16 protein-coding genes, 2 pseudogenes and 1 CRISPR repeat array (1 of these 19 only partly in view) are annotated in these 23,578 nt (G+C 68.9%); of the genes and pseudogenes, 11 read left to right on the plus strand and 7 right to left on the minus strand.

Annotated features, from left to right (window positions below):
* A CRISPR array of direct repeats spans window positions 1-744; the repeat unit is 28 nt; unit sequence CTGCTCCCCGCGCACGCGGGGATGGTCC (it extends 76 nt beyond the left edge of the window).
* Between the two features lie 214 nt (window positions 745-958).
* The 5 genes from P8A20_RS37885 (at window position 959) to P8A20_RS37905 (ending at window position 8,533) form a co-directional block, all read left to right on the plus strand.
* Window positions 959-1,480 carry a hypothetical protein gene (locus P8A20_RS37885; RefSeq protein ID WP_306105371.1) on the plus strand — a complete coding sequence of 174 codons (522 nt, stop codon included), beginning with the start codon at window positions 959-961 and terminating at the stop codon, window positions 1,478-1,480.
* Entirely contained in the window at window positions 1,477-2,178 is a 702-nt protein-coding gene (locus tag P8A20_RS37890) for a hypothetical protein (RefSeq protein ID WP_306105372.1), read from the plus strand. Before P8A20_RS37885 ends, P8A20_RS37890 begins: the two co-directional genes overlap by 4 nt.
* Window positions 2,175-5,594, plus strand: coding sequence for a WD40 repeat domain-containing protein (locus P8A20_RS37895; RefSeq protein WP_306105373.1), 3,420 nt, complete (start codon window positions 2,175-2,177; stop codon window positions 5,592-5,594). Before P8A20_RS37890 ends, P8A20_RS37895 begins: the two co-directional genes overlap by 4 nt.
* 13 nt (window positions 5,595-5,607) lie before the next feature.
* Window positions 5,608-6,624, plus strand: coding sequence for a Vgb family protein (locus tag P8A20_RS37900; RefSeq protein ID WP_306105374.1), 1,017 nt, complete (start codon window positions 5,608-5,610; stop codon window positions 6,622-6,624).
* Between the two features lie 415 nt (window positions 6,625-7,039).
* Window positions 7,040-8,533, plus strand: coding sequence for a S1 RNA-binding domain-containing protein (locus P8A20_RS37905; RefSeq protein ID WP_306105375.1), 1,494 nt, complete (start codon window positions 7,040-7,042; stop codon window positions 8,531-8,533).
* 545 nt (window positions 8,534-9,078) lie between these two features.
* On the opposite strand, the gene P8A20_RS37910 is transcribed toward P8A20_RS37905, so the two are convergent.
* The 3 genes from P8A20_RS37910 to P8A20_RS37920 form a co-directional block, all read right to left on the minus strand.
* Window positions 9,079-10,329 (minus strand): ParB/RepB/Spo0J family partition protein, encoded by a 1,251-nt coding sequence (locus P8A20_RS37910; protein ID WP_306105376.1) that lies wholly within the window; start codon window positions 10,327-10,329, stop codon window positions 9,079-9,081.
* On the minus strand, window positions 10,326-11,483 hold the full coding sequence (locus P8A20_RS37915) for a ParA family protein (RefSeq protein WP_306105377.1): 1,158 nt from the start codon (window positions 11,481-11,483) through the stop codon (window positions 10,326-10,328). Before P8A20_RS37915 ends, P8A20_RS37910 begins: the two co-directional genes overlap by 4 nt.
* Before the next feature lie 948 nt (window positions 11,484-12,431).
* Window positions 12,432-13,082 carry a TetR/AcrR family transcriptional regulator gene (locus P8A20_RS37920; protein WP_306105378.1) on the minus strand — a complete coding sequence of 217 codons (651 nt, stop codon included), beginning with the start codon at window positions 13,080-13,082 and terminating at the stop codon, window positions 12,432-12,434.
* A gap of 116 nt (window positions 13,083-13,198) precedes the next feature.
* On the opposite strand from P8A20_RS37920, the gene P8A20_RS37925 reads away from it, so the two are divergent.
* The 3 genes from P8A20_RS37925 to P8A20_RS37935 all read left to right on the plus strand — a co-directional run bounded on the left by P8A20_RS37925 (window position 13,199) and on the right by P8A20_RS37935 (window position 15,513).
* A complete protein-coding gene (locus P8A20_RS37925) occupies window positions 13,199-13,897 on the plus strand; it encodes a hypothetical protein (RefSeq protein ID WP_306105379.1) in 699 nt (232 codons plus the stop codon).
* Between the two features lie 792 nt (window positions 13,898-14,689).
* The gene (locus tag P8A20_RS37930; protein ID WP_306105380.1) at window positions 14,690-15,250 is read left to right on the plus strand and encodes a hypothetical protein; all 561 of its coding nucleotides are present in this window, start codon (window positions 14,690-14,692) and stop codon (window positions 15,248-15,250) included.
* Window positions 15,247-15,513, plus strand: coding sequence for a DUF6924 domain-containing protein (locus P8A20_RS37935; RefSeq protein ID WP_306105381.1), 267 nt, complete (start codon window positions 15,247-15,249; stop codon window positions 15,511-15,513). The genes P8A20_RS37930 and P8A20_RS37935 overlap by 4 nt, the downstream gene beginning before the upstream one ends.
* A 991-nt stretch (window positions 15,514-16,504) precedes the next feature.
* Here the strand turns inward: P8A20_RS37935 and P8A20_RS37940 are convergent.
* Both P8A20_RS37940 and P8A20_RS37945 read right to left on the minus strand, forming a co-directional pair.
* The gene (locus P8A20_RS37940) at window positions 16,505-17,377 is read right to left on the minus strand and encodes a helix-turn-helix domain-containing protein (RefSeq protein ID WP_306105382.1); all 873 of its coding nucleotides are present in this window, start codon (window positions 17,375-17,377) and stop codon (window positions 16,505-16,507) included.
* Window positions 17,374-18,174 carry a peptidoglycan-binding protein gene (locus tag P8A20_RS37945; protein ID WP_306105383.1) on the minus strand — a complete coding sequence of 267 codons (801 nt, stop codon included), beginning with the start codon at window positions 18,172-18,174 and terminating at the stop codon, window positions 17,374-17,376. Before P8A20_RS37945 ends, P8A20_RS37940 begins: the two co-directional genes overlap by 4 nt.
* 306 nt (window positions 18,175-18,480) lie before the next feature.
* Between P8A20_RS37945 and P8A20_RS37950 the strand changes: the two genes are divergently transcribed.
* Complete coding sequence (locus tag P8A20_RS37950; RefSeq protein ID WP_306105384.1) at window positions 18,481-19,344, plus strand: hypothetical protein; 864 nt, start codon at window positions 18,481-18,483, stop codon at window positions 19,342-19,344.
* On the opposite strand, the gene P8A20_RS37955 is transcribed toward P8A20_RS37950, so the two are convergent.
* On the minus strand, window positions 19,334-20,113 hold the full coding sequence (locus P8A20_RS37955; RefSeq protein ID WP_511104035.1) for an NsdA family TPR-like regulatory protein: 780 nt from the start codon (window positions 20,111-20,113) through the stop codon (window positions 19,334-19,336). The two genes, P8A20_RS37950 and P8A20_RS37955, sit on opposite strands and share 11 nt — an antisense overlap.
* Before the next feature lie 256 nt (window positions 20,114-20,369).
* Between P8A20_RS37955 and P8A20_RS38890 the strand changes: the two are divergent.
* Both P8A20_RS38890 and P8A20_RS37960 read left to right on the plus strand, forming a co-directional pair.
* Window positions 20,370-20,699 (plus strand): annotated as a pseudogene (locus P8A20_RS38890) (ATP-binding protein); the annotation flags it as partial.
* Between the two features lie 33 nt (window positions 20,700-20,732).
* Window positions 20,733-21,071 (plus strand): annotated as a pseudogene (locus P8A20_RS37960) (transposase); the annotation flags it as partial.
* 216 nt (window positions 21,072-21,287) lie between these two features.
* On the opposite strand, the gene P8A20_RS37965 reads toward P8A20_RS37960, so the two are convergent.
* Window positions 21,288-22,940 (minus strand): serine/threonine protein kinase, encoded by a 1,653-nt coding sequence (locus P8A20_RS37965; protein WP_306105385.1) that lies wholly within the window; start codon window positions 22,938-22,940, stop codon window positions 21,288-21,290.
* Between the last annotated feature and the right edge of the window lie 638 nt (window positions 22,941-23,578).

The following is a 23,578-nucleotide window of genomic DNA, read 5'->3' on the forward strand; positions in this document are numbered from 1 at the left end:
GCGGGGATGGTCCCTTTCCGGGCCCGGCGCGGCACTGGGGGACCGCTGCTCCCCGCGCACGCGGGGATGGTCCGTGAGCCCAGCTCTTGCCAGTCAGGTCGGGCCACTGCTCCCCGCGCACGCGGGGATGGTCCCCGGTCAGCTGCAAAACCGGATCCGTTGGCCTTCTGCTCCCCGCGCACGCGGGGATGGTCCCGAAGGATCGTTGACCCTTCGGCGACCTTCACTCTGCTCCCCGCGCACGCGGGGATGGTCCCCTCGTGAGTCTGACCTGTACGGGGGCGGGCCTCTGCTCCCCGCGCACGCGGGGATGGTCCCAGGGCACCGTAGAACCGGTCGAGGTCGAAGAACTGCTCCCCGCGCACGCGGGGGTGGTCCCTACGTGCAGCGCCGGCCCGGTGAGCTCATCGACTGCTCCCCGCGCACGCGGGGATGGTCCCCGGCGAGCAGGTCGTCAAGGAGTACCGCAAGCCTGCTCCCCGCGCACGCGGGGATGGTCCCTTCGCGATCGGCCGCATCCCGCTGCCCCCGTCCTGCTCCCCGCGCACGCGGGGATGGTCCCGGCGAGACGGACACCGCGGCGATCACCGTCACCTGCTCCCCGCGCATGCGGGGATGGTCCCCAGGAGACCGCCATGTCCCGCACCCCCGAAATCTGCTCCCCGCGCACGCGGGGATGGTCCCTGCTCCGGCACTATGCCGGAGGCGAAGATCCGCTGCTCCCCGCACGCGCGGGGATAGTCCCGGTGACGCGGGACTTGTCGGTGGTGTCGGGTTCTGCTCCCCGCGCCCGCGGGGGATAACTCCCACGCCCGCGCCGGTCTATCCGGATCCGGCCATATTCCAGCGAGGAAGTGGAGCTTCCGTGGAACCAAGGCCACAGCACCTGACGCGCCACTAGATTCTGCTGATTGCGCCAGGGGGTGCAGCAAGTGCCGGCTCGTGCAGAGGAGGTCGGATGCTTTCGGGGGCCGAGGGCGCGCTGTACGGTGCCGGCGGCGGGCTGGTGGTCGAGGCTGTCGTGACCTTCGGGCGGCTGCACGCCTGGCAGCAGGCGCGGCATGTGTCGCGGGTGGCCGGCGATGTCCTTCCCAAGCTCGGTGCGTATATCGATCCGCCCGCTGATTCGCTCGCTGCGCTGTTCCGGGTGGTGCTGGGCTGTGCTGCGGGGTGGTTGCTCCACGGGGAGTTGGGCGGGATGCTCGCGGCCGTCGCGGTGGGAGCTTCTGCGCCTGCGGTGCTGGCACAGATGGGCAGTGCTACGACTGTCACCGAGGCGCTGCAGTTGGGCACCACGCCCGGCGCGGCTGCGGAAGGGGTGCCTGGGGCAGCGCCCGGGCCGGCGGTGCCAGGGGCGCCCAACCCGGCGGTCCCACAATCGGCTTCAGCTGCCCCGGGTGCGCCGGGCGCGTCCGTAGCTTCGGCCGCACCTGCCAGCCAGGTCTCTCCCGCACCCGCATCCGGGGAGGTCGGCCCATGACGCGTGGATCGGTCGTCCGGCGCTCCTGGTCGTCCTTCACCACCGGTCGTCGTGCTGCTTCCCCGCGCGCGAGGGTGCGGGGCCGCGACGGATACGCGCTGTGGCAGCGTGTCTGGGCCTCGTTCACCGGAATCGATCTGTCCCCGCGCCTCGACCATGCGCCTGACCTGGCTCCTCGCTCCATGCCCGAACCGCGCCGACCAGCGGCCCCTGCCTCCGAGGGATGGTTCGTCCTGCCCTCACTCCCCTCGGCCGGCGCTTTGACGGCTTCCGGAAGTGACACAGCAGTCCTGGAAGTGGTCTCGCCCGACGGCCGAACGGTGTTTGTCCTGCGCCGCGTAGGTGGCCGAACCGCCGAGTACGGCCTCGAACTCGTCCTACGAGGCGTCGCAGATCAGCCGGAGCTGGCCACGGTCCAGTACACCCGGCCGGACGGTGAACAGCGCACCCTCCTCGTCCCCGTATCGCCCTCCCCTGTCGGCCCCACAGCCTCCTTCGTCCGCCTCGACGGCTTCGCAGCTGGTTCGACCTGGCAGGCCACCGGCCCGACACCCGTTCCCGAGAACCCTGCTTGGCCCTCGGAAACGGTGGCTGACTCCATCCGGGCCGCGCACAACGAGGCGACCCGCGAGGCTTGGCGTCAGGTCAGGGAACGTACCGGTCAGGGGATACGCGAGACCATCGACGGCGCGCTGTGACGGAAACCGGAAACACGCACCGCACCGCTCTGGACTCCGTCCTTTGTGAATCCACCCCGCAGGGGGCGGTCCACGAGTTGCTGGGTGAGCGGCGGTTGTGGTGGGAGTCCTGCAGCGAGGCCGCCCGGGTCGACCCTGCCTGGCTGGCCGGGCCCGCTGAAGCCCTGGCGGACTGGATCGACGCCAACGCCCCGGACCGCGAGCCCACAGTCCTTACGCCCGCCCGGCACGCATACCTTCTGGCCCGTGCCCTGGCCTCTCCACCGGACCATGACGAGGCGCTGGTCTCCTTACGCACCATGTGGGCCGGCTCCGGCCTGCTGTCGGCGAATGCCGCGCCAGGCCCCGTGCAACCGTCCGGTCGCGGCCTGGCCGCTGTGCCCGAAGCAGCTGCCGCTCGCCTCGAGGCCGTACTGGAGCGCGTCCCGCATCTGCCCGGGGAGACTTCCCCCGCACCCGACAGCATGCTGGTTGCCACGCTCCTGTTGATGGCGGGTTGCGAGACGGGGCGGCGGGTCCAGCTTCCGGTGGTGTTCGGCGAGACGGAGAGGTCCGACGAGGCCGGCGCCACCGGCGTACTGGAGCTCTGCGAGTTCCCTGCCGGGCCACCCGGTCTCTACCCCGACCCGCGGTACATGACCGGACTGCGAAGCTCGGACGGGCAGTTCGCGTCGGCGTTGGGCCGGGCGTGGGCGGTTGCCGGCCGCGGCCCCGGGGCGCGCTGTGTGTTGTGGCGGCTGGTGTTCACCGACCGCTCCCCCACTCGTGTCGAAGGCCCCTCGCTGGGCGTCGCCTTCGCGTTGGGCCTGCGGGAGCTCCTGCGGTATCCGCAGCGGCGTAGGCCCAGCGCTGCCTGGCTGCGCGGTGTGTTCCACGGCCTGCGCCCTCGTACAGCGGTGACCGGTGCTCTGGGACACGGTGAGCGCCTGGACGGTGTCAGCGGCATGGAGGGCAAGCTGCTGGCGGCCCGCCGTAAGGGGCTGCGCCTGGTGGCGCCCGTCGCGAACCGGCCCGATGCGGCACACGCACCCGAACCGGCTGACGTGATGTTCGCCGAGACGCTCCGTCAGGCCGACCGGTATGCCCGCCGGTTCCGCACCGGCCGTCTGGTCACCGTGGTGGCACTGGTCCTCGCGGTGGTGGCGTCCGGGGTGGTGGTGCAGTACCGGGAGGCCACGGCACGGGAGCGGATGGCGCAGGCGCATAGGCTGGCGGAGGTCTCGGCGGACCTGCTGTCCACGGACGTCACGCTGGCCGGGCTGTTCGCCGAGCGCGCGTACCGGCAGCATGCCGATCCGCAGACCCGGAAGGCGCTGTTCCGAGCGGTGACCGAGAGCCCGCATCTGGCCGGTTCGGTCCGGGCCGCCGGCACGGTCTCGGTGGTGGCGGCGTCACAGAACGGCGAGCGGGCGCTCACCGGAACCCGCAGCGGTGACGTGGAGGTGTGGGGCCTGGAGGGCGGGAGGTTCACCGGGCATCACCGGAGAGTCGGCCGGCTGCCCGGCTCGGTGGAGACGGTCGCTTCCGACGCCGACGGCCGCGTCGTGGCTGCCTCCGACGACCGGACGGTCAGTGTCTGGACCGCCGGACAGAGCTCTCCTGTGCCCAGCCTGCCCGAGGGCCAGACGCCTGCGGCTGTCGCGGTCTCGCCGTCCGGCCGCTTCATCGCGGTCGCCACCGATTCGGCGAAGTTCCAGGTACCGGGCATCCTGTCGGTGCTGGACCGGGATTCAGGCCGTACCGAGCGACTGAAGCTCGCCGAGCTGTCCCTGGCTCCCAGCGCCCTCGCCTTCGACGGAGACGAGGAGTTGGTGGTCTCCGAGTTCGGATACGGCGGTTGGAACCGCGTCTCCGTACCGCGGCTCAAGCGCACAGCCGGCAGCACCATCGGCTTCGGCGTACACAACTCGGCGTCCGCTCTCGCCCCGGACGGCAGCCATATCAGCTACAGCAACAAGGCTTCCTCGTTGCCGGTCTGGCCTTCCCGGGGCAAGCCCGAGGTCCATGAGCCGGAGCTCGTCGCCGACACGGAGCCGGGGCTGCCCTCGGCGCTCGCGGTCAGCCGGGGCGGCACGCATGTGGCGCTGGCGATCGGCTCCACGCTGCGAGTGAGCCGGACGCACGGGCCGGACGAGAAGGGTTCCGGGCCGCTGACGTTGTCGGGTGCCGGGCCGGTGCCGGCGAATGCGGTCACCTTCCTCGGCTCCGGCGGCGACCGGCTCCTGTCGGCCTCCTCGGAGTTCCTGAACCTGTGGGACCTGAGGCAGCACACCAGAATCGCCTGGGAGAGCAAGATCGACATCCCCGGTTCCTGTCTGAGCTGCGCGCCACCGCAGGTGGCGGTGGCACCGGACGGGCAGGACGCGGCGTTCGTCGACGGATCGGGCGACAAGCTGGCCATGGCGCGGCTCGGCCCGCCAGGCACGAAGCCGCGGGGTTACGAGGGCACGATGCGGATTCCTGGCTTTTCGACGCTCGTGTGGCGGCCGGACAGCAGGCGGCTGATGGTGCTGGCGCCGGACGGCAGCGCCCAAAGAGTTGAGCGGGGCAAGAAGTGGCGCGCGGGCAGCTCCTGGCCCCCTGTGCCGAATCCGCTGAGGTTGTCCGATCCCCCGGCCCTGGCGCGGTACCTGCCCGATGGCCGGACGCTGGCCGAGGTGCACATGTCCGGCACTGTCTGGTTCCGGGACGCGGCGTCGGGGAAGGCGCTGCGGAAAGTCGACGGTCCGCGGTCCATGGCGCCGACTGCCGACGGCAACCAGCAGCCGTCGTCCACCCACGTGGCGCTGAACGAACGAGGTTCGTACGCGGCGATTCTGGAGCAGCAGACCGATGACAACCCCTCCGGCGAGATCGTCCTGCACGTGATCAGCACGGCTTCCGGCCGGATCCGTACGATCCCGGCAGACGGCGCCCGCGGCATCACCTACAGCGGCGACCACCTGCTGATCCAGCACGACAACGGCAGCATCAAGGTGCGGTCTGCCTCCGGCGCCCGGGAGCTCGATACCGCAGAGGGTGTGGACGACCCTGCGGTGGGTCCGGTGACCGATGGCAGGTTGCTGGCAGGCACCACCGTCAAGGACCAGGCCGTCCGCCTTCTCGACCTCGCGTCGCAGACCGGTATTGGCACCCTTCCTCTGCCTGAGCACAACTTCGAGAACTCCACCGGTCTCGCCCTCATCCCGGACGGCACCGGGCTTGTCACCGCAACCGAAGCCGACTACTCCGAGACCGATTCCCCCTCAGCGGACGGCCCCACCACCGAAGAACTCGGAACGCTCATCCAATGGAGGCTCGATCCACGTGACTGGATCAGCACGGTCTGCGCCACTGCCGGCCGTGAACTACGGGCCCGCGACTGGGAGCAGCACATGGATTCGCCCACGCCGTCATCACTGCGTTGTGGGAAGTAGGACAGCTGCCGCTGTGCTGGCAGCGGTGCTCGTGGCGACCGGTTGCGAGTCCTCCGGCTCCGGCAGTCGTACGGACGCTCGCTCCACCCCCTCCGCCTCCCCCTCCCCCGCGTCTGCGGTGATCCGTCTGCCGCCCAAGGCGCGGCCTGCGGACATGGTGGTGAGCCGGGACGGGACGCTGTGGGTCGCCGAGCCCTCGCTGGCTGCGATTGCCCAGATCGCACCGTCAGGGAAGGTCACCCAGCATCCGTTGCCGCGAGACGGAGGCTTCGCTCCAAGCCCCTCGGATCTGGTCCCCTCTCCTGACGGCGGGATCTGGTACGCCGCGGGTGACCAGCTGGGGCACCTCAGCAGGTCGGGGCATTTCACCTGGTGGGACGACGGCACGGGGAAGGGCAACGGCCCCGGGGAAGGACCAGATGTGCCCGGCTTTCCCGACGCACTCACCCTGGGGCCGGACAACACTGTCTGGTACGAGCACTCCGCCGCCGGCGACAAGGTTTTCAGCCGTGTCGACCTGAAGCAGGGGCCGAGGCAGATCACCCGGCTGGACACCCAGTTCAGCGTCGTCTCCATGACCGAGGGACCGGACGGCGCGGTGTGGTTCACCCAGAGTGAGGAGTACGACGCGAAGCAGCCCGAAGGCATCGGCCGCCTCACCCCTGACGGGAAGTACCGCAAGTGGCCCTTGCCTGAGAACTCGGCCCCGGGCGCCCTTGTCACCGGCCCGGACCGGGCCCTGTGGTTCACCGACTGCGCCGGCATCAGCCGTTTCGACACCGACGGAGACCTCACCCGCTATCCGGTCCGCAACGCCACATACCTGGGCGACATCGCGGTAGGTACCGATAAATCGCTCTGGTTCACCACCGGCCAACGCATCGGCCGCATTACTCTCCAGGGCCGCATGACCCTGTGGCCGGTCCCGGATGCCGAGGACCTGGGTGCTCTGGTGCCTGCGGAGGACGGTTCCTTCTGGCTGGCTGATCGTAAGGCCGACGTTGTCCGACGCTTCACGCCGCCTCGATGAGGAGACAAGAGAGATGAGGTACGTGTCGGCTGCCTCCAGAGCGACAGGACGCCCGGCTTCAACGAACCTGCAGGACCCGCCTCCGTCCCTGTCCCTGCCATTCAAATTTCCCCGTACGAGGCCTACTTCGCCCTGAGGCGGGCGCGGGGCGACAACTCTGCGGGGTGATCCCTCACCGCACGACGAACCCCACTGGTGTTGTCCGCGGACAACAACCACACGCCCGCGCTCAGCCACGCCCCGGGCGCGCTCGCTTGCGTGAGCGCGGAGGCACGTGTCCCGTCAGAGACGCGCTCGTCTCCCCCGTGTTGTCCGCGGACAACACATCTGCCCGCGCCTTCGTCGCCGTGCGGGCGCATTTCGAGGTTCCCGTTCCACGGCTACGCGGGGCGGCCCCATGCCCCAAAATGGAGCCGTGCTCCCCCACGTTCACCAGGTCACCAAGTACGACCCCGCCGACCGCGACGAACACGGTCACTACGTCGGTGCTCGGGAGGTCACGAGCGACCGCGGCGAGTACGAAGCGGCCTACCTTCAGGCGGTCGCGACCTTCGCAGCGGATGCCGGAGTCGACCGCCTCTCCGTACGCGAGCCAGGCGTTCCGTCCTTCGTGCATTTCGGATCCGGAGAGGCTGAGGACGACTACGGGCTCGGCACGCTTTTCCCGCACGGCTTGCACGACTTCCACGATGGAGCTGAGGTACGACTCGCCACCGCTCTGGAGCTGGTGAGAATCATGCTGCGGGACAGCGGCGCCTGGTGCCGCTTGGAGGCGGACGGCATCTTCGAGGTACATGTGGGCTGGGACCAGTACCTCTACATCTGCACCAGCCGGCCGAGCACGGACGCGGTTGCGCGAACCCGTGCGCTGGGACTGTTACCTGAAAGGTTGATTGCTTCCCCCTACGCCGTGGAGACCGAGCCGTCGGACATTCAGCGGCCGGCCGACGATGAGTTCTGGTCGGCGCTGTCCTGGGCCGTCGGCTCAGGACGTGCGGGGATGCTGGAGGAGACGTACATCGAGGGGGCAACCCGGTACCACCGGCTGAGCAGAGACACCCTCGACGTCGTACGCACGCGACTCACGCCACGAGCCCGGCTGGCTGTCTGGCCCGCCCTTTCTCCCGACGTCGGCGCTGTTCTCGGCTCGCTCCCCCGCGACGGTCTGGTCGAAGGCGTCTGGCAGGACACGGACGGCCGACTGCACAGTGCTGTGGCGGACGAGGAGGACTATGCGGAGCTGACCACGCGGATGGAAGGCGCTGCGGCCGCGGCTCTTCTGTCCATCGATGCCGACGAACGAGTGCCGCTGTTCACCGCTGTCCTGCCCGACACCGACGGTGTCGTACGGGCACGCTGGCAGACCGAACCGACCCCCGAGGACCGGAAGTGGGCCTTCCTCAGGACGCTGCAGCCCGGCCAGGTCGTGACGGGCACGGTGACCGAGACAGCTCCGTTCGGCGTCACCTTCGTCGACGTCGACGGATACGAAGGGTTCATCAACATCCCTGAGCTGTCCTGGCGTTCCGTGACTCATCCGGCCGACGTCGTCTCTGTGGGCCAACGGATTCACGCGGAGGTTCTGGGCGTCGACGGAGTCCGCGGGCAGATGGCGTTGTCGCTCCGAGCTGTGCAGGACGATCCGATGCAGCAGCTGACGGGACAGGTCGGCACCACTCTGTCCGGTCACGTCACCAAGCTCGTTCCGTTCGGCGTGTTCGTGCGCATCGAGGAGATCGAGAACGGCTTTGCGGGACTGGTCCACAACTCCGAGCTGCTCGGGCGACAGGAGAAGGAGCCCCAGGGTGGCATCGAGGTAGGGAGCACTCTGCGAGTCAAGATTCTGGACGTGGACCTGGGAAGCCGTCGGATCACGCTGTCTCAGCGACAGGCTGACCCGGAAGTCTGACCAGGGCCGGTCGACGGTTCTCGGTGCGGAGGCATCGCCTCTCCCCATGCTCTCCCTGGAAGAGTTCACGGGCTCACCCGGTAGTTCAAGCAAAGCTTCCGACACTGAAGTACGCCGAGCTGACGCACCAGAAGCAGGCTGCGCTCGCCCGCCGCTTTCGTCGTTTCGGTGTCGCGATGATGCCGTACGGCGGCCGGAACCGGGCCGCGCTGGTTGTTGTCCGCGGACAACACACCGCCGCCGTGCCTTGGCCCATCCTTGAGCCTCGGGCGGGACTGTCTGACGTCCCTTGAAACGCCAGAGGACGAGCAACAGGGCCACGATCACGATGAAGGCAACGCCGAGCGAGGTCCACCTCCTGAACGGTGCCGCCCTGCTACGTGGTCTTCGTACGGGCGTCGCTCCACGTTGCCGTTCCGCACCAGGCGGAGATACCGGCTCTTCGGCGGTTGTCCGTGACTCGGGCGGCACCGGAGGACATGTGGCCGCTGAAAACGAAAAGGGTGCGCCGTGGATCGGCCGATCCACGGCGCACCCATCGCTGCTCACACGTAGGAGTGGAGCTCCTCGATCAGCTGAGTCAGCTGCTCCGGGGGAAGCCCCGAGGCGAGTGTGCGCGCCTGTTCCTCGACGGATGTACCGAGTTGGCGCACCAGGAGCAGGCTGCGGTGGTCCGCCGGTACCGCCGTCTCGTCCTCCTGGTGGTCCGGCCTTGCCGTAGACGTGGCCGTGCCGGTCGTGTTGTCCGCGGACAACACGGGAGCGGGAACAGACGTGGCTTTTGCCGGTGACTGCGACTCGCGGACATCTGTGTTGTCCGCGGACAGCACAGGCCCCTCAGCTGGAGCGGGACCTTGGGGAGTCGGTGTCCGTGTCCGAGCCGAGGCCGACAGCGCGGTGTCCGTCTCGCGAGGCGTGTTGTCCGCGGACAACATGGAACCCCGGGCGGGGGAGTGGTCCATAGGCTCTGCGTTGTCCGTGGACAACAGGGATCCTGTGGCAGCGGTCTGCCGTGCACGCTGAAGGAGAAGCTTTTCCTCCTCGCGCACACGGACCTCCTGCTCCCGGGTCTCCTTGAGATGGGCGAGCAGCCCCGCCCCGTCCAGCCCAGGCTCTTCCTTCAGCCGCCGTGCGAGCAGCCGGCCGTCACGCTCGGGGAGTGAGCCGGAGCTGAGCATGGCCTGCAGCTCGGACGGGAGTTCAAGGAGGGCGAGCTGGTTGGTGATCCAGGAACGGTCACGCCCCAGCCGCTTGGCGGCACGCGTGCGGGCGCCCTTCTCCGACTCCTCGCTGCACACCCGCACTAGTTCGAGGACGCCGCGCGCACGCTCCACGACATCGAAGTCCTCGCGCTCCAGGTTCTCCTTGAGCAGGTGGTCGACGAACTCCTCACGGGAGGCCGCCAGATCGTCACGTACGACGAAGTCCAAAGCCTCCAGGGCCACGTGGACCGCGCTGCGAAAGCGCCGCTCGCCGTTGACCAGTACGTAGGCGGAGTCACCGATCTGCGCCTCGTGCTCCGGCCAGAGCCGCAGGTACGCGGGACGGGACACAGCGACGCACGCGGCGAGCTGCGCGATACGCAGCTCCTCACCGAAGCGGGTGAGGTCCTCATCGGAACCGAAGTTGCGACGAGGGTTGAGCGGCGTCGGTGCGACATCCTCCAACGGCAGACGCCGAAGCTCGTACGACGGGACGTCGCCCTGCACTATGGCCTTCGCCCGGCCACGAGCACTGCGGCCACGCGGCACACCTCCGAAGGAGGAGCCGGTGCCGAGCCGGTCGGCGACGCTCATGACATGACCTTCCGGGCAATGGCGCGCATGACCTCGGACTGCTCGCAGTCCGGGGCGTAGGACAGCAGGGGCTGCTTGAGACGCACGGACTCGCGCTGCTCCTTGAGCTCCGGCATGATGCCGACAACCGGCGGATCGCCGATCTCCTTCCAGCTGTGGAGCGACGAGGTCGCGATGTAACCCTTGCGGCTGTCATACATGTTGACGATGAAGCCGAGCATCGAGATCTCGACCTCCATGTCGACGCTCAGGTCCTGGATCTGGTCGTAGAGCATGTCGTACGCGTCGGCGGACGAGTCCTCGGCGAGCACGGGGATGAAGATGCCGGACAGGCCCGATGTCTCGCCTTCACGTGTGCGGCAGTAGTACAGCGCCGTGTCCATGGTGTATCCGAGGCTGGGCGGGCAGTCGACGACGATGTAGTCGAACTCCTTCTCCAGCGGCTCCAGCGCCTTCTCGAGCGCGGTCTCCTTGATGCGTACGAAGCGGCTCGTGGCGAGCTTGGCGTCGAGCAGGAACGCGTCCTTGCAGGCCGGCAACATGAACAGCCGACCGCTGAAGGCACCGTCCTCTATCGGGACGAGCAGCTCGCGAAGCTCTCCCTTCGCCTCACCGAGCATGTGCTTGGCCAGGCTGGGGGACTCGATGTCGAACAGCTCGTACCCGAGCTGCTTGGTGAGGTGGCCCTGCGGGTCGAAGTCGATGAGCAGCACGCGGTTGCCTGCCTCGGCCAGCGCCTGCGCCACACCTGAGGACGTGGCGGTCTTGCCGACCCCGCCCTTCTGGTTGCCGAAGATGAGCCGCCGGGCCCACGCGGGCCGGGTCGCTGTGCGCCTGGGGGAGAGGTGGGTGTCGAGCCACAGACGAATCGCCTGGGCGATGCCCTGGTTGAAGGGGATGCCGCGCTGCTTGCAGTCGTTCTTGAACTCCCCGTACAGCCCCGTGGGGAGATAGGTGGAGAACGAACTGCCGCCAGTGGTGTCCACGGGGACGCGCTCGGCGTCATCTGCACGCCATGCCTGCACGCCTTCGGTCACGGCGTCCTTGATGTCGACACCCAACTCGGCAGCTCTGACCTTGAGTTCTTGCCGCAAGGGCGCTGGCAGCTTGGCGACTACCTTTTCCCTGTCATCAGGGGAGTAAGGGACGGTCATGCGGTTACCTTACTCACCTCGTCGAGGGTTATGGCGCAGGCGGAGTGAGAATTTGTGGTGTGTCGCCCGGATGAGGAAGGGATGCTCGGGGGTGAGCGGCTCAGGGGGGATGGGGCAATTGGGGGTTTGGGGTGCATTGTCAGATTCGATGAAAGTGCATCAGAAGCGACTTGGCCGCTGACAGAACCGCAGGTCGGTCAGCCTGCTCCCCGCGCGCGCGGGGATGGTCCGGAGCGCGACACCTGGAGGGAGGCCCACACCGTCTGCTCCCCGCGCGCGCGGGGATGGTCCCGTGGGCTTCTGCGTAGCCGGGACCAGGATGATCTGCTCCCCGCGCGCGCGGGGATGGTCCCACCGTGACCGAACAGCCCCTCAGTCCCGCCTCCTGCTCCCCGCGCGCGCGGGGATGGTCCCGCGGGTCCAGTGTCCGCGGTGGCATGGTCACCCTGCTCCCCGCGCGCGGGGATGGTCCCGCCAAGGAGCCGGACGGCAACACCTGGCCCCTCTGCTCCCCGCGCACGCGGGGTTGGTCCCAAGCGGTCGGCGGGCAGGGCATTCCCGGTAGCCAGGGCCGTCCCCGTGGACTGCTCTCCGCGCACGGGAGCGGCCTCCTCGGCCACATGCCGTACGGGAGCCTCCGGAACTGCACCCCGCACGCGGGGTCAGCATGGAGATAGCGCCCAGTTCGCACGGGCCGGCCAAGGCCACTGCTCAGGCATTGAGTTGGCCACCGGAAGTGAAGCCTGCCCGGACAACGACCTCTTGCTGCGGGCGGAGTCTGTGTTGTCCGCGGACAACACGCGGCCCTGGGTTCGATCTCGCCAGGCTCGCAGTAGCGCCACGATGCACGCAGCAGGGCCAGGGGCTGTGCAGCTCACGGGGCAGTGCCGACAACTGCTCCCGTGATGGTGACGGTGACGGATCAGCCGCCAGTGCCGAACGGGCGGCTCAGGTACTTGTGGTGTCGCGGTCGTCGGATGTGAGCAGGTAGGCGATCGCCATGCTGCCGAGTTCGTCCGCGTACTGGCGTCTGGCCGCTTCTCCGGTGACAGGGTCGGGACGTACGGAGTTGTGGAAGCAGGCTCCGAGGATGGTCCGGGCCGTCGTGTCCAGAGCCATCTGCGGGTCGCAACGCCGGATCTGGTCGGCGTAGGGGGCTGCCGCTTCCAGCAGGAGGCGGTGAAGTTCGGTGATGGTGCGGGCCCCGCGGTTCAGGGGTGTGGTTCCACGTGCGCGCAGCAGTTCGGGGAAGAGGCTGCTGCTGTCGGCGAAGGACTGCAGCAGGGCGTGCGCGTAGGCGTCCATGACGCCGGAGAGCGACGGTTCGGCCTTCCGCAGTTGCTCGGCTACGTACTCCTCGCGCCGTTCCAGCATTCTCTCCGTCAGGGCGGCGACCAGCTGTTCCTTGTCCACGAACCGGCGGTAGATCGTGCCGACCGAGACTCCGGCACGCTCTGCGACGCCGGTCATCGTCATCTCCTCCAAGCCGGCCGAGGAAGCGATCTCCTCGGCTGCCTGTAGTACGCGAGCCAGGGTCGCCGCGCTGCGCGCCTGCCGGGGTTCCCTGTATCGCAGTGGGCGATCCGGCTCGTCGGTCATGCCCTGCATCGTAGTGGAGGCGGACCCACCAGGGACTTTTGACAAGTGCTGTGCTCCTCCGTGTACCGTCGGTATGTGAATGCGAATTCGCATTCACATAATACTGGAGGTTCTCCATGACCGACGACCAGGCTTTCCCGCCCGTGACCGTGACGCTCGACTCGGGGCCCACCGGCGCCGGAAGCATCGACGACTTCGAACTCTTCTACGCCCGCCGCGCCCTGGACCGCTTCCGGGCGCGGTTGGGGCGCGAGGGCCTGCTCGAACTTCTGGCCGCGGACATCGAGGAGGGGAACGCCTTCCTGCGTCAGAGTGCGCTCGACTCCGACGGCAGCTTCACGGCCGGCACGACAGTCCTCACGACGCGTGGGCTCAGCTCAGGCGAGTTCCTCGCCTGGATGGAGAAGGCCTTCGCGGGGGACGAGTACGCACTCCTGACGGCTCACCCCGAGCACTATGTGATGGCACCCGGGGCCGATGGGGCCTTCAACGTGGTGGAAAACATCGGCCCCCACGTCTGCTCCTTCTTCATGGGCGGCTGGGGAACGGACGCGATGGCCTGGGCCACGGACGCGGACGAGCTCCTCCCGGAGTCCGAGTTTCCGCACAAGATGTCCTCGAACCTCTTCCTGGCCGACGGCACCGTCGTGGGGCGGGCTCTGACCCAGTTCGGTGACACCCCCGACGGCTTCACCGCGAGCCTGACGGTCTACGTGCCGAGCGCCTGCCCTCGCGATGTCCTGGAGCACCACCTTCGGCACTACGCCGTGGAGTTCAGGAACTGGATCACCGCTGCCGCGCAGACCCGCGTGTGAGATGTCTGCTCAGCCGTCGGGCAGGTTCGGTCCGGTGGGCCACACTCCTGACGGCCGACACGCGTCGCCAAGGCCGGCGCCGCCCAGCCGCCCAGCAGCCGGGCAGGGCGCGCAGCCGCGGCCGCGACGCCTGATGTGTCGGGCAGGGTGAGACAACCGAGGTGAGGCGACAGCGCTGGCGACCGCGACAGCGTTCGCGCCGTCGATCGAACCTGGGCTGTGCCCGTGGTAGCGGCAACTGACACCCTCCCTGAGCATGACGGGTCCGGTGGTTCTTGTCAGGACCACCGGTCCTGCGCGCCCTGCGCCCGTGCCGCACGGCACCTCACCAATCAACGCTCAGCCTGTTCTGCGGCGTCCTCACCGGGCCCCGATCCCACAGTGCCCCTTCCGTGCGCGCTACGACGGAAATGTCCAGCCGATGGTCTGGAGCACTCGCAGTGAGCCACAGCTGTCGCAGGTCTCGAAGGCTCCTCTCGTCTCGCACGCCAAGAGTGCAGCCTTCGCCTTCGCCGGCGAACGACGTCCGAGCACGGCCTTCACGTGGTGGTTCAGACGAACGACGGGGTTCACCCTTCACGAGAACCGCCGCCAGGAGGACGCCGCCGAACGCCACGCACTGGAGGTCTGGCGTACCGGCGACCCCGAGCAGGTGCTGCGTCTGCTCGCCGACCGGGGCGGATCCACCCCACCGAGTCCGCGGACGAGGCCCGCTCGCAGATCCTCACCGCCTGGGACGAACTCCGGCGCGACCGATGGCCCGACACCCACGACCTCGTCGACGAGCTGGTGGTGCTCGCCACGCACAACTCCGAAATCGACGCGCTCAACGCCGGGGCCCAGCAGATCCGACGCGCGGCCGGCGAACTCGGCGACGAGCACACCTACGCCCTGCCCGGGGCAACCGGCTCACCCCCGGCCTCCGGTGACGCCGTACGGGTGCGCACCAACTACTACCGCAGCCGAGGCGACCAGGGACCGGATCTGCTGAACGGGTACCGGGCTGTCGTGAACGACACCGGCGAGGACGGTCGGATCGAGATCACGTGGCGCACCCGTACGCGCGGTGAGAACACCGCCCTCGTGTCCGCGTGGCTGGCGCCGGACCAGGTCGCTTCCTGGGCCCTGTCCCTCCGGTACGCGATGACGATTGCGGCATCGCAGGGGATGACTTGCGACACGAGCCTGCTGTACGGGCACGGCGCCAACGCCTTCGCGACGTACCCGGGCCTGACCCGGGACAAGTGGGCCAACCACCTGTGGCTACCGCTCGCGGTCATCGAGAGCGAGGGCACCCGCGCCCGGCTCGGTCGTCGGACGAGGTTCTTGCCGCCGTGGTGGATGGGGACATGAGTGTCGTCTTCCTCGCTGACCGCGCCGCGATGAAGTCGCCGGTGCGGGCGTTGCTGGCTCTGTCGACCGTCTGGGAGGACGTGAGTGGCCTTGACTCCGTCTACTACCAGGAGCTCATCGAGTCGCCGGAGCCCCAGGAGTGTCGAGCTGTGCCCGCCGCGGTGCACGGCGTTCAGGCGGACCTGGCGCTCGGCAACGTGGACTTCGCAGAGCGCGCTGCGGCCGCTTCCACAGAGCCTGATCGAGTATTGCGGCCCATCTGACCGGAACAGCGGGCGGCCGTTGCCTCAACAGATGCGAGTCGTTCGTGGGGGCATGTCGTTGCGTGGTGCGCAGTGGGCGCGGATTGTCCTTCCGCCTGCCCAACTGGACTTGATGCAGCCGAGGCGACATATTTCTGGGCTAACTTGGATGAAATGGCGAGTTTGACGGATTCAGTGATAGTCATGCAGAACGACGCTCTCGGATGACAAACTCGCAGTTCAGTAAGAGTGCTACCCATCCGCCCGCGGGGATGACCTCCCGGGGCCACCGTGGGCCCGGAGTGCTCCTGCACCTGCGGCTTGCCCTGCTGGTCGTGGTCACCCAGCGTCGCTCCGACTCCGCCTTCGACTATGCCGGAAAGACCAGGCATCTCACTCGAAGCGGCCAGAACAGGGTAGTAGGGCGCTGACCAGCCGAACTGTCAGCGCATCTCCCGCCGAGGAAAGAAGCGCTGCCGCAGTCGATCACCGACTTCACCTACGACGATCACCAACACAGCACTCGCCGCACACCCCGCGAGGTCCGACGGCTGACCGGCAACCTGGGCCAAGAGCCAAAAGGTCGCGGTAATAGCCGCCCACCACATAGCCCACAAGCTGATCGCGGACCACCGACGCCGTCTCTTCACGCCATCAAGATACGTCTCTCACGCTGTGCTCCGAGCGGCTGGGAGCCGGAAACAGGTACTGAAATCCCCCCGACCCGTCCCGGAGCCAACGAGCGATCCCTCAGAGAGATTCGCTGGTTCGATCGCTGGATCGGCACAGACGTAAAGGGCTCCTGCTGCGTTGACGCCCCACACGTTCGTCCGGGAGGCCGCTGCTGCCGGGCCGGCATCCCGGAGGCCACCCTCCCACCACGGTCTTCAGGAGCGGGCCTGTCCCACGCGCCGGCACTGACCGGGAAGGAGGTCGCCCACGAGCCTGCACGCTGAACACCCGTCCGCACCAGCCGGGTTACGGAGGGCTGGGGCCGTCGACGCGCCCGACGCTACTGAGGTGAGGGCGTCCGGGCCGGGGTGGCGGCCTCGCCCACGCGAGCCTCGACGCACTCCTTCCGGCCGTCGGCCTGCGCCGGCCGGAAGCAAGCCCGGACGGTGCTATCGGGACGGACCTCGGTCATCTTGGTATAGACGAAGGTCGCCGCGTCGTCCTTGTTCCTGATGCGCACGCCATGAGTCGGGCCGTCTGCCGTGACCTCCACCCGGTCGCCGATCTCGGTCCCCCAGACCCGTGCCCAGCTCGCACCGCACTTCCTGCTGTGGCGCAGCTCGATGTGGGCACCGGTGGCCGTGCGGTACGAGGTGAGGGTGTCGGGGTCGATGCCGCAGATCAGGCGCATCGGGTCCCGGCCCTCGCAGGCGGCGCCGTGGCATTGGGGAGCGAAGGAGAACGGTACGGAGGCCGGTCGGGGCTCGGCCTCCTGAGCCTCCGAGCCCGGCAACAGTAGGAACAGCAGGACGGCGACACCACCGACGATCACGGTGTACGCCGACGCGAGCACCACGAGGAGCCTGCTCCCGCCAAGTCGCCACCGCCCGGTCCCGGCGGGCGGTGGCGACTCCTGAGGATTCGGCCGCGCCGACTCGTCCGTGGGAGGGGCGGATGATGCGGGGGCCGCCGTGCGCCCGCTCCAGTGCGACTCGGCGATCTCCCACAGGGCCAGCAGCCGCCCGTCCGGTTCGTTCGCGAGCCGGCACAGCTCCTGTACGGCCTGGCGAGGAGGCAGGCTCTTGCCGTTGAGGTAACGCTCCCACGAGGACTTGCTGTATAGCGTTCGCTCCGCCAGGGCCGCCAGGCTCAGCCCCGCACCGGCCCGCAGCTCCCGCAGCGCCGCGACCAGCCGGGTGTGTTCCGTGGTCACTTGGGCGTCGCCTCCCGTAGGGCCTGCCAGGTGGGCGGGTCGATGACTCCGTTCACGATCAGCCCGTTCTGCTTCTGCATGAGCTCGACCGCTCTCCGCGTCTTCGGCCCGAAGACGCCGTCGATCTCCCCCGGCGCGGTGCCCGCCCGGCGCAGCAGGCACTGCGCCTCAGCCACTTCGAGCCCCACCTGGGTGTTGGAGAGGAGGACGTCTGTGACCCGGCTCAGGTTCGCGTGCCAGCGGCCGTCACGCTGCTCCAGCCGACAGGTGTAGATCACCGGCACCAGGGACTCCGACACGGTGGCCGGGGCGGTCGCGACAACATTGCTGCGGTCGTGCGCGAGCTGGGTACGGGCCTCGGTGAGCCGCATGGCCAGCAGGAGTGCCGCAGAGACGGACAGCGCGGTGACCACGGCTCCCGCCGTGACCGCGGCGCGCAGGTGGCGCCCGTACAGCTGCTGCTTCGTGAGGGTGGGCTCCGGAGTCGCGGAGAAGTCCTCGGGGGTGTCGGCGGTGGTGACCGCCTTTCCCTCGGCCCAGCGCTGGGCGGCGATCTCGTGCATGACCAGCAGCCGGGCCGGATCGCCACCGTCCAAGCGGGCCATCGCCTCGACGGCCTCCCGGGGCGGCAGAGACCTGCCGTTCAGATATCGCTGCCACGACTTCGCGCTGTACCCGGTCTTCATGGCCAGTTGCCGCGTGCTCAGTTCGCTGTGGTCTTTCAGCCTGCGCAGCCGCACGATCAGCCGAAGGACGTGTGGATGCAGTTCTGCGGGCAGTTCCTTCCAGCGCGACACGCTTCCCCCCCCCACTCGTGTTCGGGACCGGGAGCCCTGCCCTCCGGTTCCAGCCTCATTCTGCACCAGCTGTCACGAGACCTGCTGAGACCTCGCATGGCGCGGAATGGACTGTCCGATTGTCGTCGCAGTCCCGCCGAAGAGACTCGGTGGGCGGTATCTCAGCAGGTCAGCGCGCGGGACGTCCCAGGACGAGGTCACTTCCGCGTCATGTGTGGCCGAAGCTCTCGCCGAACCCGCAGTCTCGTTGCGGAGCCGGCCGCTGCGGTCGGCTTCTTCAAGCGCACGTCAATTGAGGGGGACAGCATGCGAGCTCTCACGAGGGCACTCGTCAGTGTCGCCGCCGCGGTCGGGATCGCCGCCACCGGCAGTCCGGCCACCGCGGGCACAGCCGCGGCGGCTACGCCATCAGCCCCGAGGTCTGCGGTCGCAGCCTCGCCTTCCAGCGCCTCGGCCGCCACCACCTGGCAGGCCATGGACAAGGTCTGCAAGACGTACACCGCCCTCGACGGCGTCACGTCCAAGGGCCAGATCTGCGCCGAGGTGCAGAAGCGTGTCACCGACACCGGCTCGGTCACGGGATACCGGGGAAGGGTGGTCCTCGCCCCCGTCAACGGCTACGAGATGAAACCGACCACCTTCCACTGGAGCACCGGCGTTGGTCTTTCCGAGGTTTGTGCGGGAGGCTGCGCGCCGCAGGCCGGCGCCTGGACCTCCGCCTGGTCCCCGGTCCACACGGCCGGCTCCGGGCCGTACAAGGTGCAGGGCGAGTTCGGCGACGGCTCGCTGTGGGACCTGCACGCCTCCTGGAGCGCGTGGCAGACGGCGGACCAGACGTGCCTCACGTACACGGCCGGCAAGGTGTGTGTGCGGTACGAGGTGCGCGGCTACCGTGGCACCCTCCAGGAGCGCAGCCGCCTCAACTACACGCCGGTCAAGGGTGGGTACATCATCCCGATAAGCATCGGTGTGGGATCCGTGATCGATGGGAGCACCACGGGCAAAACCAGGACTCTCTGCCAGCCGTGCACCAAGCGGACGACGTCCTACTCCGCGACGGTGAGCCGGGACACGCCCAACCCCGCCGGCACCAACGAGTACTACGCCACCGCCAGGTTCGAGCATCCCAACGGCAAGACGTCGACCCTGAAGGCGGCGATCACCGGCTGACACCGGCGCGACCGCCCACCGCGAAGGCCCTGGCGCCCGCGGGACGCAGCAACAGCGTCCCGCGGGCGCCGGGTGTGCCGAGACCGTCCGCCTTGTCGTACATGGCCATCCAGCCCGTCAGGTACGTCAGGTCGGAGGCTGCGGCCAGCATGTCGGCGTGCACCCGCTCGCTGGCCTGGGCGCGGAGCCACGGCGCGACGGTGTTCACCAGGAAAGCGGCGGCTAGAGGGCGCGCGTGCCCGGCGCCGAACTCGTCGAGGATGTCGGCGATCCGGTCGGTCATCGACCGCACCGAGGCCACCTGCGAGACGCCGATGCGCGTGGTCGCCTTGCCGTCCGCGACCGGCTCGTCGGCAGCGTGTGCGGCCGTTGCGAAGGCGGGCACGGCCAGCGCGGCCGAGAACAGGGTGTAGGCCAGTACGCCACGACGCGAGGGGTCCATGTCAGCCCTTCCGAGGTCCAGCAGTTCCTCGACAGTGTCGGTCCCGTTGTCCCCGGCTCCGGCCGCCGACGGCGCGAGCCCGGCTTCGGCGTGGGTGACGGGACGTCCGAGACGTACGGACAGTGCTTCGACGATCAGTGGCCTGACCTCGGGCTTCGGCAGAGTGCCAGCAATCCAGTGCGCCACGGCCGTGCGGTCGTAGGTCAGTTCTAGTCCAGCCTGTGGCCCGAGGCGGTTGACCTTTTGGGCCAGCTGCGTGCGCGTCAGTTTCGCCTGGTCGAGAAGGTCGGCCAGGGCCGGGTTGGGTGTGCGGTTCCTTGAGGCCATGCACTCAACTCCCCAGAACTGCATCGCGTTCACGGTGTTCACGGTCGCACCGGCCCTCCACGGTACCCGCAGACGGTGACCGGGCGGTTACCTCTTGCACAGACGCCGAACGATCTCAGCCCAGGGAGACAGGGTGAGCACCACCATGAACACACGCGCGAGCAGTACGGCCGGGACCTGTCGGACTTCGGCCACGGCCGCGTACGCCGACGCCGTTCCCCGAGCCTCGGCAGTGGCTGATCACACCGCAGGCGCGATGACAGTGACCTTCACCGTCACCCCGCTCAGCGGCAGTCTCGCTCCGCGCGAACAGGACGCGCGACACGTCGCTGACTTGCGTCGCCTGGTGCGCGGCAGGCTCGACTCGTGGGGGCTGGCCGACCTCGCCGATGATGCCGAACTGATCGTCAGCGAGCTGCTCACTAACTCGCTCATCCATAGCGGCGGCACACAGGTCAGCCTGGACGTTGTTATCGAGGACGACCGACTGCGCATCGAGGTTGGCGACGGAGCCAGACGCCATCCCTGTCCTCCGGCGCACCTGTGCGACGAGGCCGAGAACGGACGGGGCCTCGAGATCGTGCGCTTCCTCGTCCAGGCCCGGGGCGGCGCATGGGGCCTCCTCCTGGCCACAGTCGCCGGCGGCAGCACCTTCCCGACCGCCGCCCACCTGGCCTCCTACGCCGGCCTCGCCCCGGCAACCAGACAGTCCGGGGCCGCGATCCACGGCGAACACGCCCCCAGAGCCGGCAACCGGCAGCTCAAACGCGCGATGTTCCTGTCCGCGTTCGCCGCCCTGCACGATCCCGTCTCCCGCACCTATTACGACCGCTGCCGAGCCTGCGGCACATCCCACACCCAGGCCCTCCTCCGCCTCGCCCGCCACCGCATCAGCGACCTGTTCGTCATGCTCCGCGACGGAACCGTCTACGAACCCAGAACCCCACGGCTTGCTTGACGAAGGACATAGAGGCCCCTCCGCTGGACGCCGACTACCCCCTGACGTTACCGACGCGGACGTCGAGCGCCCCTTCACACCCCTCGGTGAGCGCGAACTCGGGCTCGCCACCACGGCCGGCGCCGCGCCGGAACCCGGCCACACCCCGGGCCCGCGCCTGCGTCCGCTCGTCCCCGGAGACCGGCCCCTCCTCTCCGTGACGGGATCGATGGCGCGTCAGCCCCAGACCGGCTTCTCCCGGTTCTCGGGCTCCTCGGTGACGAACCGATCCAGGGACGTGGCCTGCCCACGTGCGAGGTCGGCGACGCGTTCCGGGCTGCCCGACTCGTGCAACCTGACGTCCTCCGAGTACCAGACGGTCACCATCAGGTTCTCCTGCCGGAAATACACCCACGAGCTGTTGAACTTGCCGTCCGCCCGGCGGCTCTCGTCCATGATCGACCGGACCGCGTGGTCACCCACCTCTTCGAGGACCTTGGTCGTGCCGGGTGAGTCCCCCGAACGACGTCCCAGCGTGATCCTTCCCAGCGCCTTGGTCGCGGCCTCCTTCGAGGAGTACAGCTGCGCGCTGACGATCATCTGGTAGGTGTTGAACTTCTGGCTGTCTGGGCTGGCCCAACCGCAGTTCGCCTGCTTGCTGTTGTTGTTGCCGTCATCGAGCAGCTCCTCGGCCGGCAGTTCCTCCCGCCCTCGCATGTCGTTGCGTTGCAGGTAGCTGCACAGGTCCGGCATCCGCTGGTATCGCGCTGGGGTGAAGGTGGGGGTGGGGTTGGGGCTCGACGGGTCGTCTCCCCAGGCGTCCGCGTAGTAGGTGGTGAGGGTAATCGCCAGGAGGCCGGTGGCCACCAGTACCGGAAGCGTACGTCCCGTGGGCCGACGCCGTGCCGTCGTCCCGGCGTCGGTCGACCCTCTGGGTGTGACGTCCGGGCCGGGGTCGCTCTTGTCGGGGGCGGCGGTGAGCGGCCGGGTCGCCGTTGGCTCGGGGACGGCTGATGTCTTTGGCTCCGCACCGTCGCGTTCGCCTGCCGGGACGGCCGCTTTCCGGTGCAGGCCAGCCAGGCATTCGTGCACGTCCGACGCGGAGCGAGGGCGCGCCTCTGGGTCGCGCCGCAGAAGCTCGGTGAGGAGATTCGCGACCGCTGCGGGGACGTCGGGACGCAGGGCGGTTACCCGCTGAGCCTCCCCGTCGAGTTTGCGGCGAATCAACGAGAGGGCGCCGCCGTCGCCGAAGGGAGGCTCGCCGGTGAGTAGGGTGAACAGGAGGCTGCCAAGGGCGTACAGATCCGAACGCTCGTCACCGCGCTGGTCCAGGAACTGCTCCGGCGCCCCGTACTGGGCGGTGCCAACGGGGGACAGGAGCGTCGTGGGCGCCACGGTGAACGTGTGGGCATGGGTGAAACCGGCGATGCCAAAGTCCACGACCTTGACCGAGCCCCCGGCCGTGAGCATGACGTTCGACGGCTTGATGTCGTAGTGGACGACTCCCGCGGCATGCGCCGCGACGAGTGCCGCGCAGACCTGCGACGTGATCTCCAGGGCCCGGCCCAGGGGCAGCGGACCGTGCTCGTGCATGTCGTGGGCCAGGCTGGCGCCCTCGACCCGCTCCATGACGAGGTACCACAGGTCGCCGGAGACACCGCGGTCGTACAAGGCGACGATATTCGGATGGTTGATCTGGGCCGCCGCCACCGCCTCGCGCTCGAACCGCTGGATCAGCTCGGCGGGAGCGTGTTCGTCGCGGCGCAGGAGCTTGACGGCGACGCCGCGGTGCAGAACGCGGTCGCGACCGGACCAGACCTCACCCATGCCCCCGCGACCGAGCGGCTCCTCCAGCTCGTACCGGTCCGCGATCAGAGCGCCCCGTTCCACGTGCGCGACCTCCGTCGATCCGCCCTTACCGGTAGCTCCGGTATCACGACTCACGCAAGCATCCCGTCCGCGGTTCCCGCAACGCGCGCGTTCGAACTCGAGATTGCGGGTCCGTCATCCGGCGCTGTCCGGGGCGTGCGACAGCAGGTCGGCGCCCCGGGCGATCATCTGGCTCTTCGGACCGTCGTCGGGTGGTAGGCGGGGACGAAGCGGCGGCGCTGGTCGCGGGTGAAGAACGCGGTGTTCGCAGGACCTGGGCGACCTGTTCGAGGCTAACGTGGACCGCCAGCTCGGGCTGCTGCCCGTCGCGATAGTCCTTTCGGAGATCGCCTAGGGCCAAAACCAGGCCCTTAAGCCCCGCCTCCTCGATCGTGTTGCCACCACCCCGCACCACCCGTTCGTCAAGCGCTCGCGAATCCGCTTCTACGCCCGGTCAGGACCCGTCCGGCAGAGGGCCGGGACGGATTTTCGCGAACGCTTGAATGACCGGCGGCCGGTGCGGACTGTTGGCCCCGCGCTCGAGCGGAGCGTCCTACAGAGAAGGGTGATGTCCGTGTCCACGTCCGATCTCCGCCCTCCTGGTCCCGCTGCTCCTGGCGCTCGTCGTCGGCCTGGTGCTGGGCGCGCTGGCGTACCTG

The sequence above is a fragment of the Streptomyces sp. Alt3 genome, assembly GCF_030719215.1.
Classification (GTDB): Bacteria; Actinomycetota; Actinomycetes; order Streptomycetales; family Streptomycetaceae; genus Streptomyces; species Streptomyces glycanivorans.

Bases quoted from the DNA above. Each gene is read 5' to 3' on its own strand.
- P8A20_RS37885 (WP_306105371.1), top strand. From the start codon at position 959: ATGCTTTCGGGGGCCGAGGGCGCGCTGTACGGTGCCGGCGGCGGGCTG.
- P8A20_RS37890 (WP_306105372.1), top strand. From the start codon at position 1,477: ATGACGCGTGGATCGGTCGTCCGGCGCTCCTGGTCGTCCTTCACCACC.
- P8A20_RS37910 (WP_306105376.1), bottom strand. From the start codon at position 10,329: ATGAGCGTCGCCGACCGGCTCGGCACCGGCTCCTCCTTCGGAGGTGTG.
- P8A20_RS37915 (WP_306105377.1), bottom strand. From the start codon at position 11,483: ATGACCGTCCCTTACTCCCCTGATGACAGGGAAAAGGTAGTCGCCAAG.
- P8A20_RS37920 (WP_306105378.1), bottom strand. From the start codon at position 13,082: ATGACCGACGAGCCGGATCGCCCACTGCGATACAGGGAACCCCGGCAG.
- P8A20_RS37925 (WP_306105379.1), top strand. From the start codon at position 13,199: ATGACCGACGACCAGGCTTTCCCGCCCGTGACCGTGACGCTCGACTCG.
- P8A20_RS37935 (WP_306105381.1), top strand. From the start codon at position 15,247: ATGAGTGTCGTCTTCCTCGCTGACCGCGCCGCGATGAAGTCGCCGGTG.
- P8A20_RS37950 (WP_306105384.1), top strand. From the start codon at position 18,481: ATGCGAGCTCTCACGAGGGCACTCGTCAGTGTCGCCGCCGCGGTCGGG.
- P8A20_RS37955 (WP_511104035.1), bottom strand. From the start codon at position 20,113: ATGGCCTCAAGGAACCGCACACCCAACCCGGCCCTGGCCGACCTTCTC.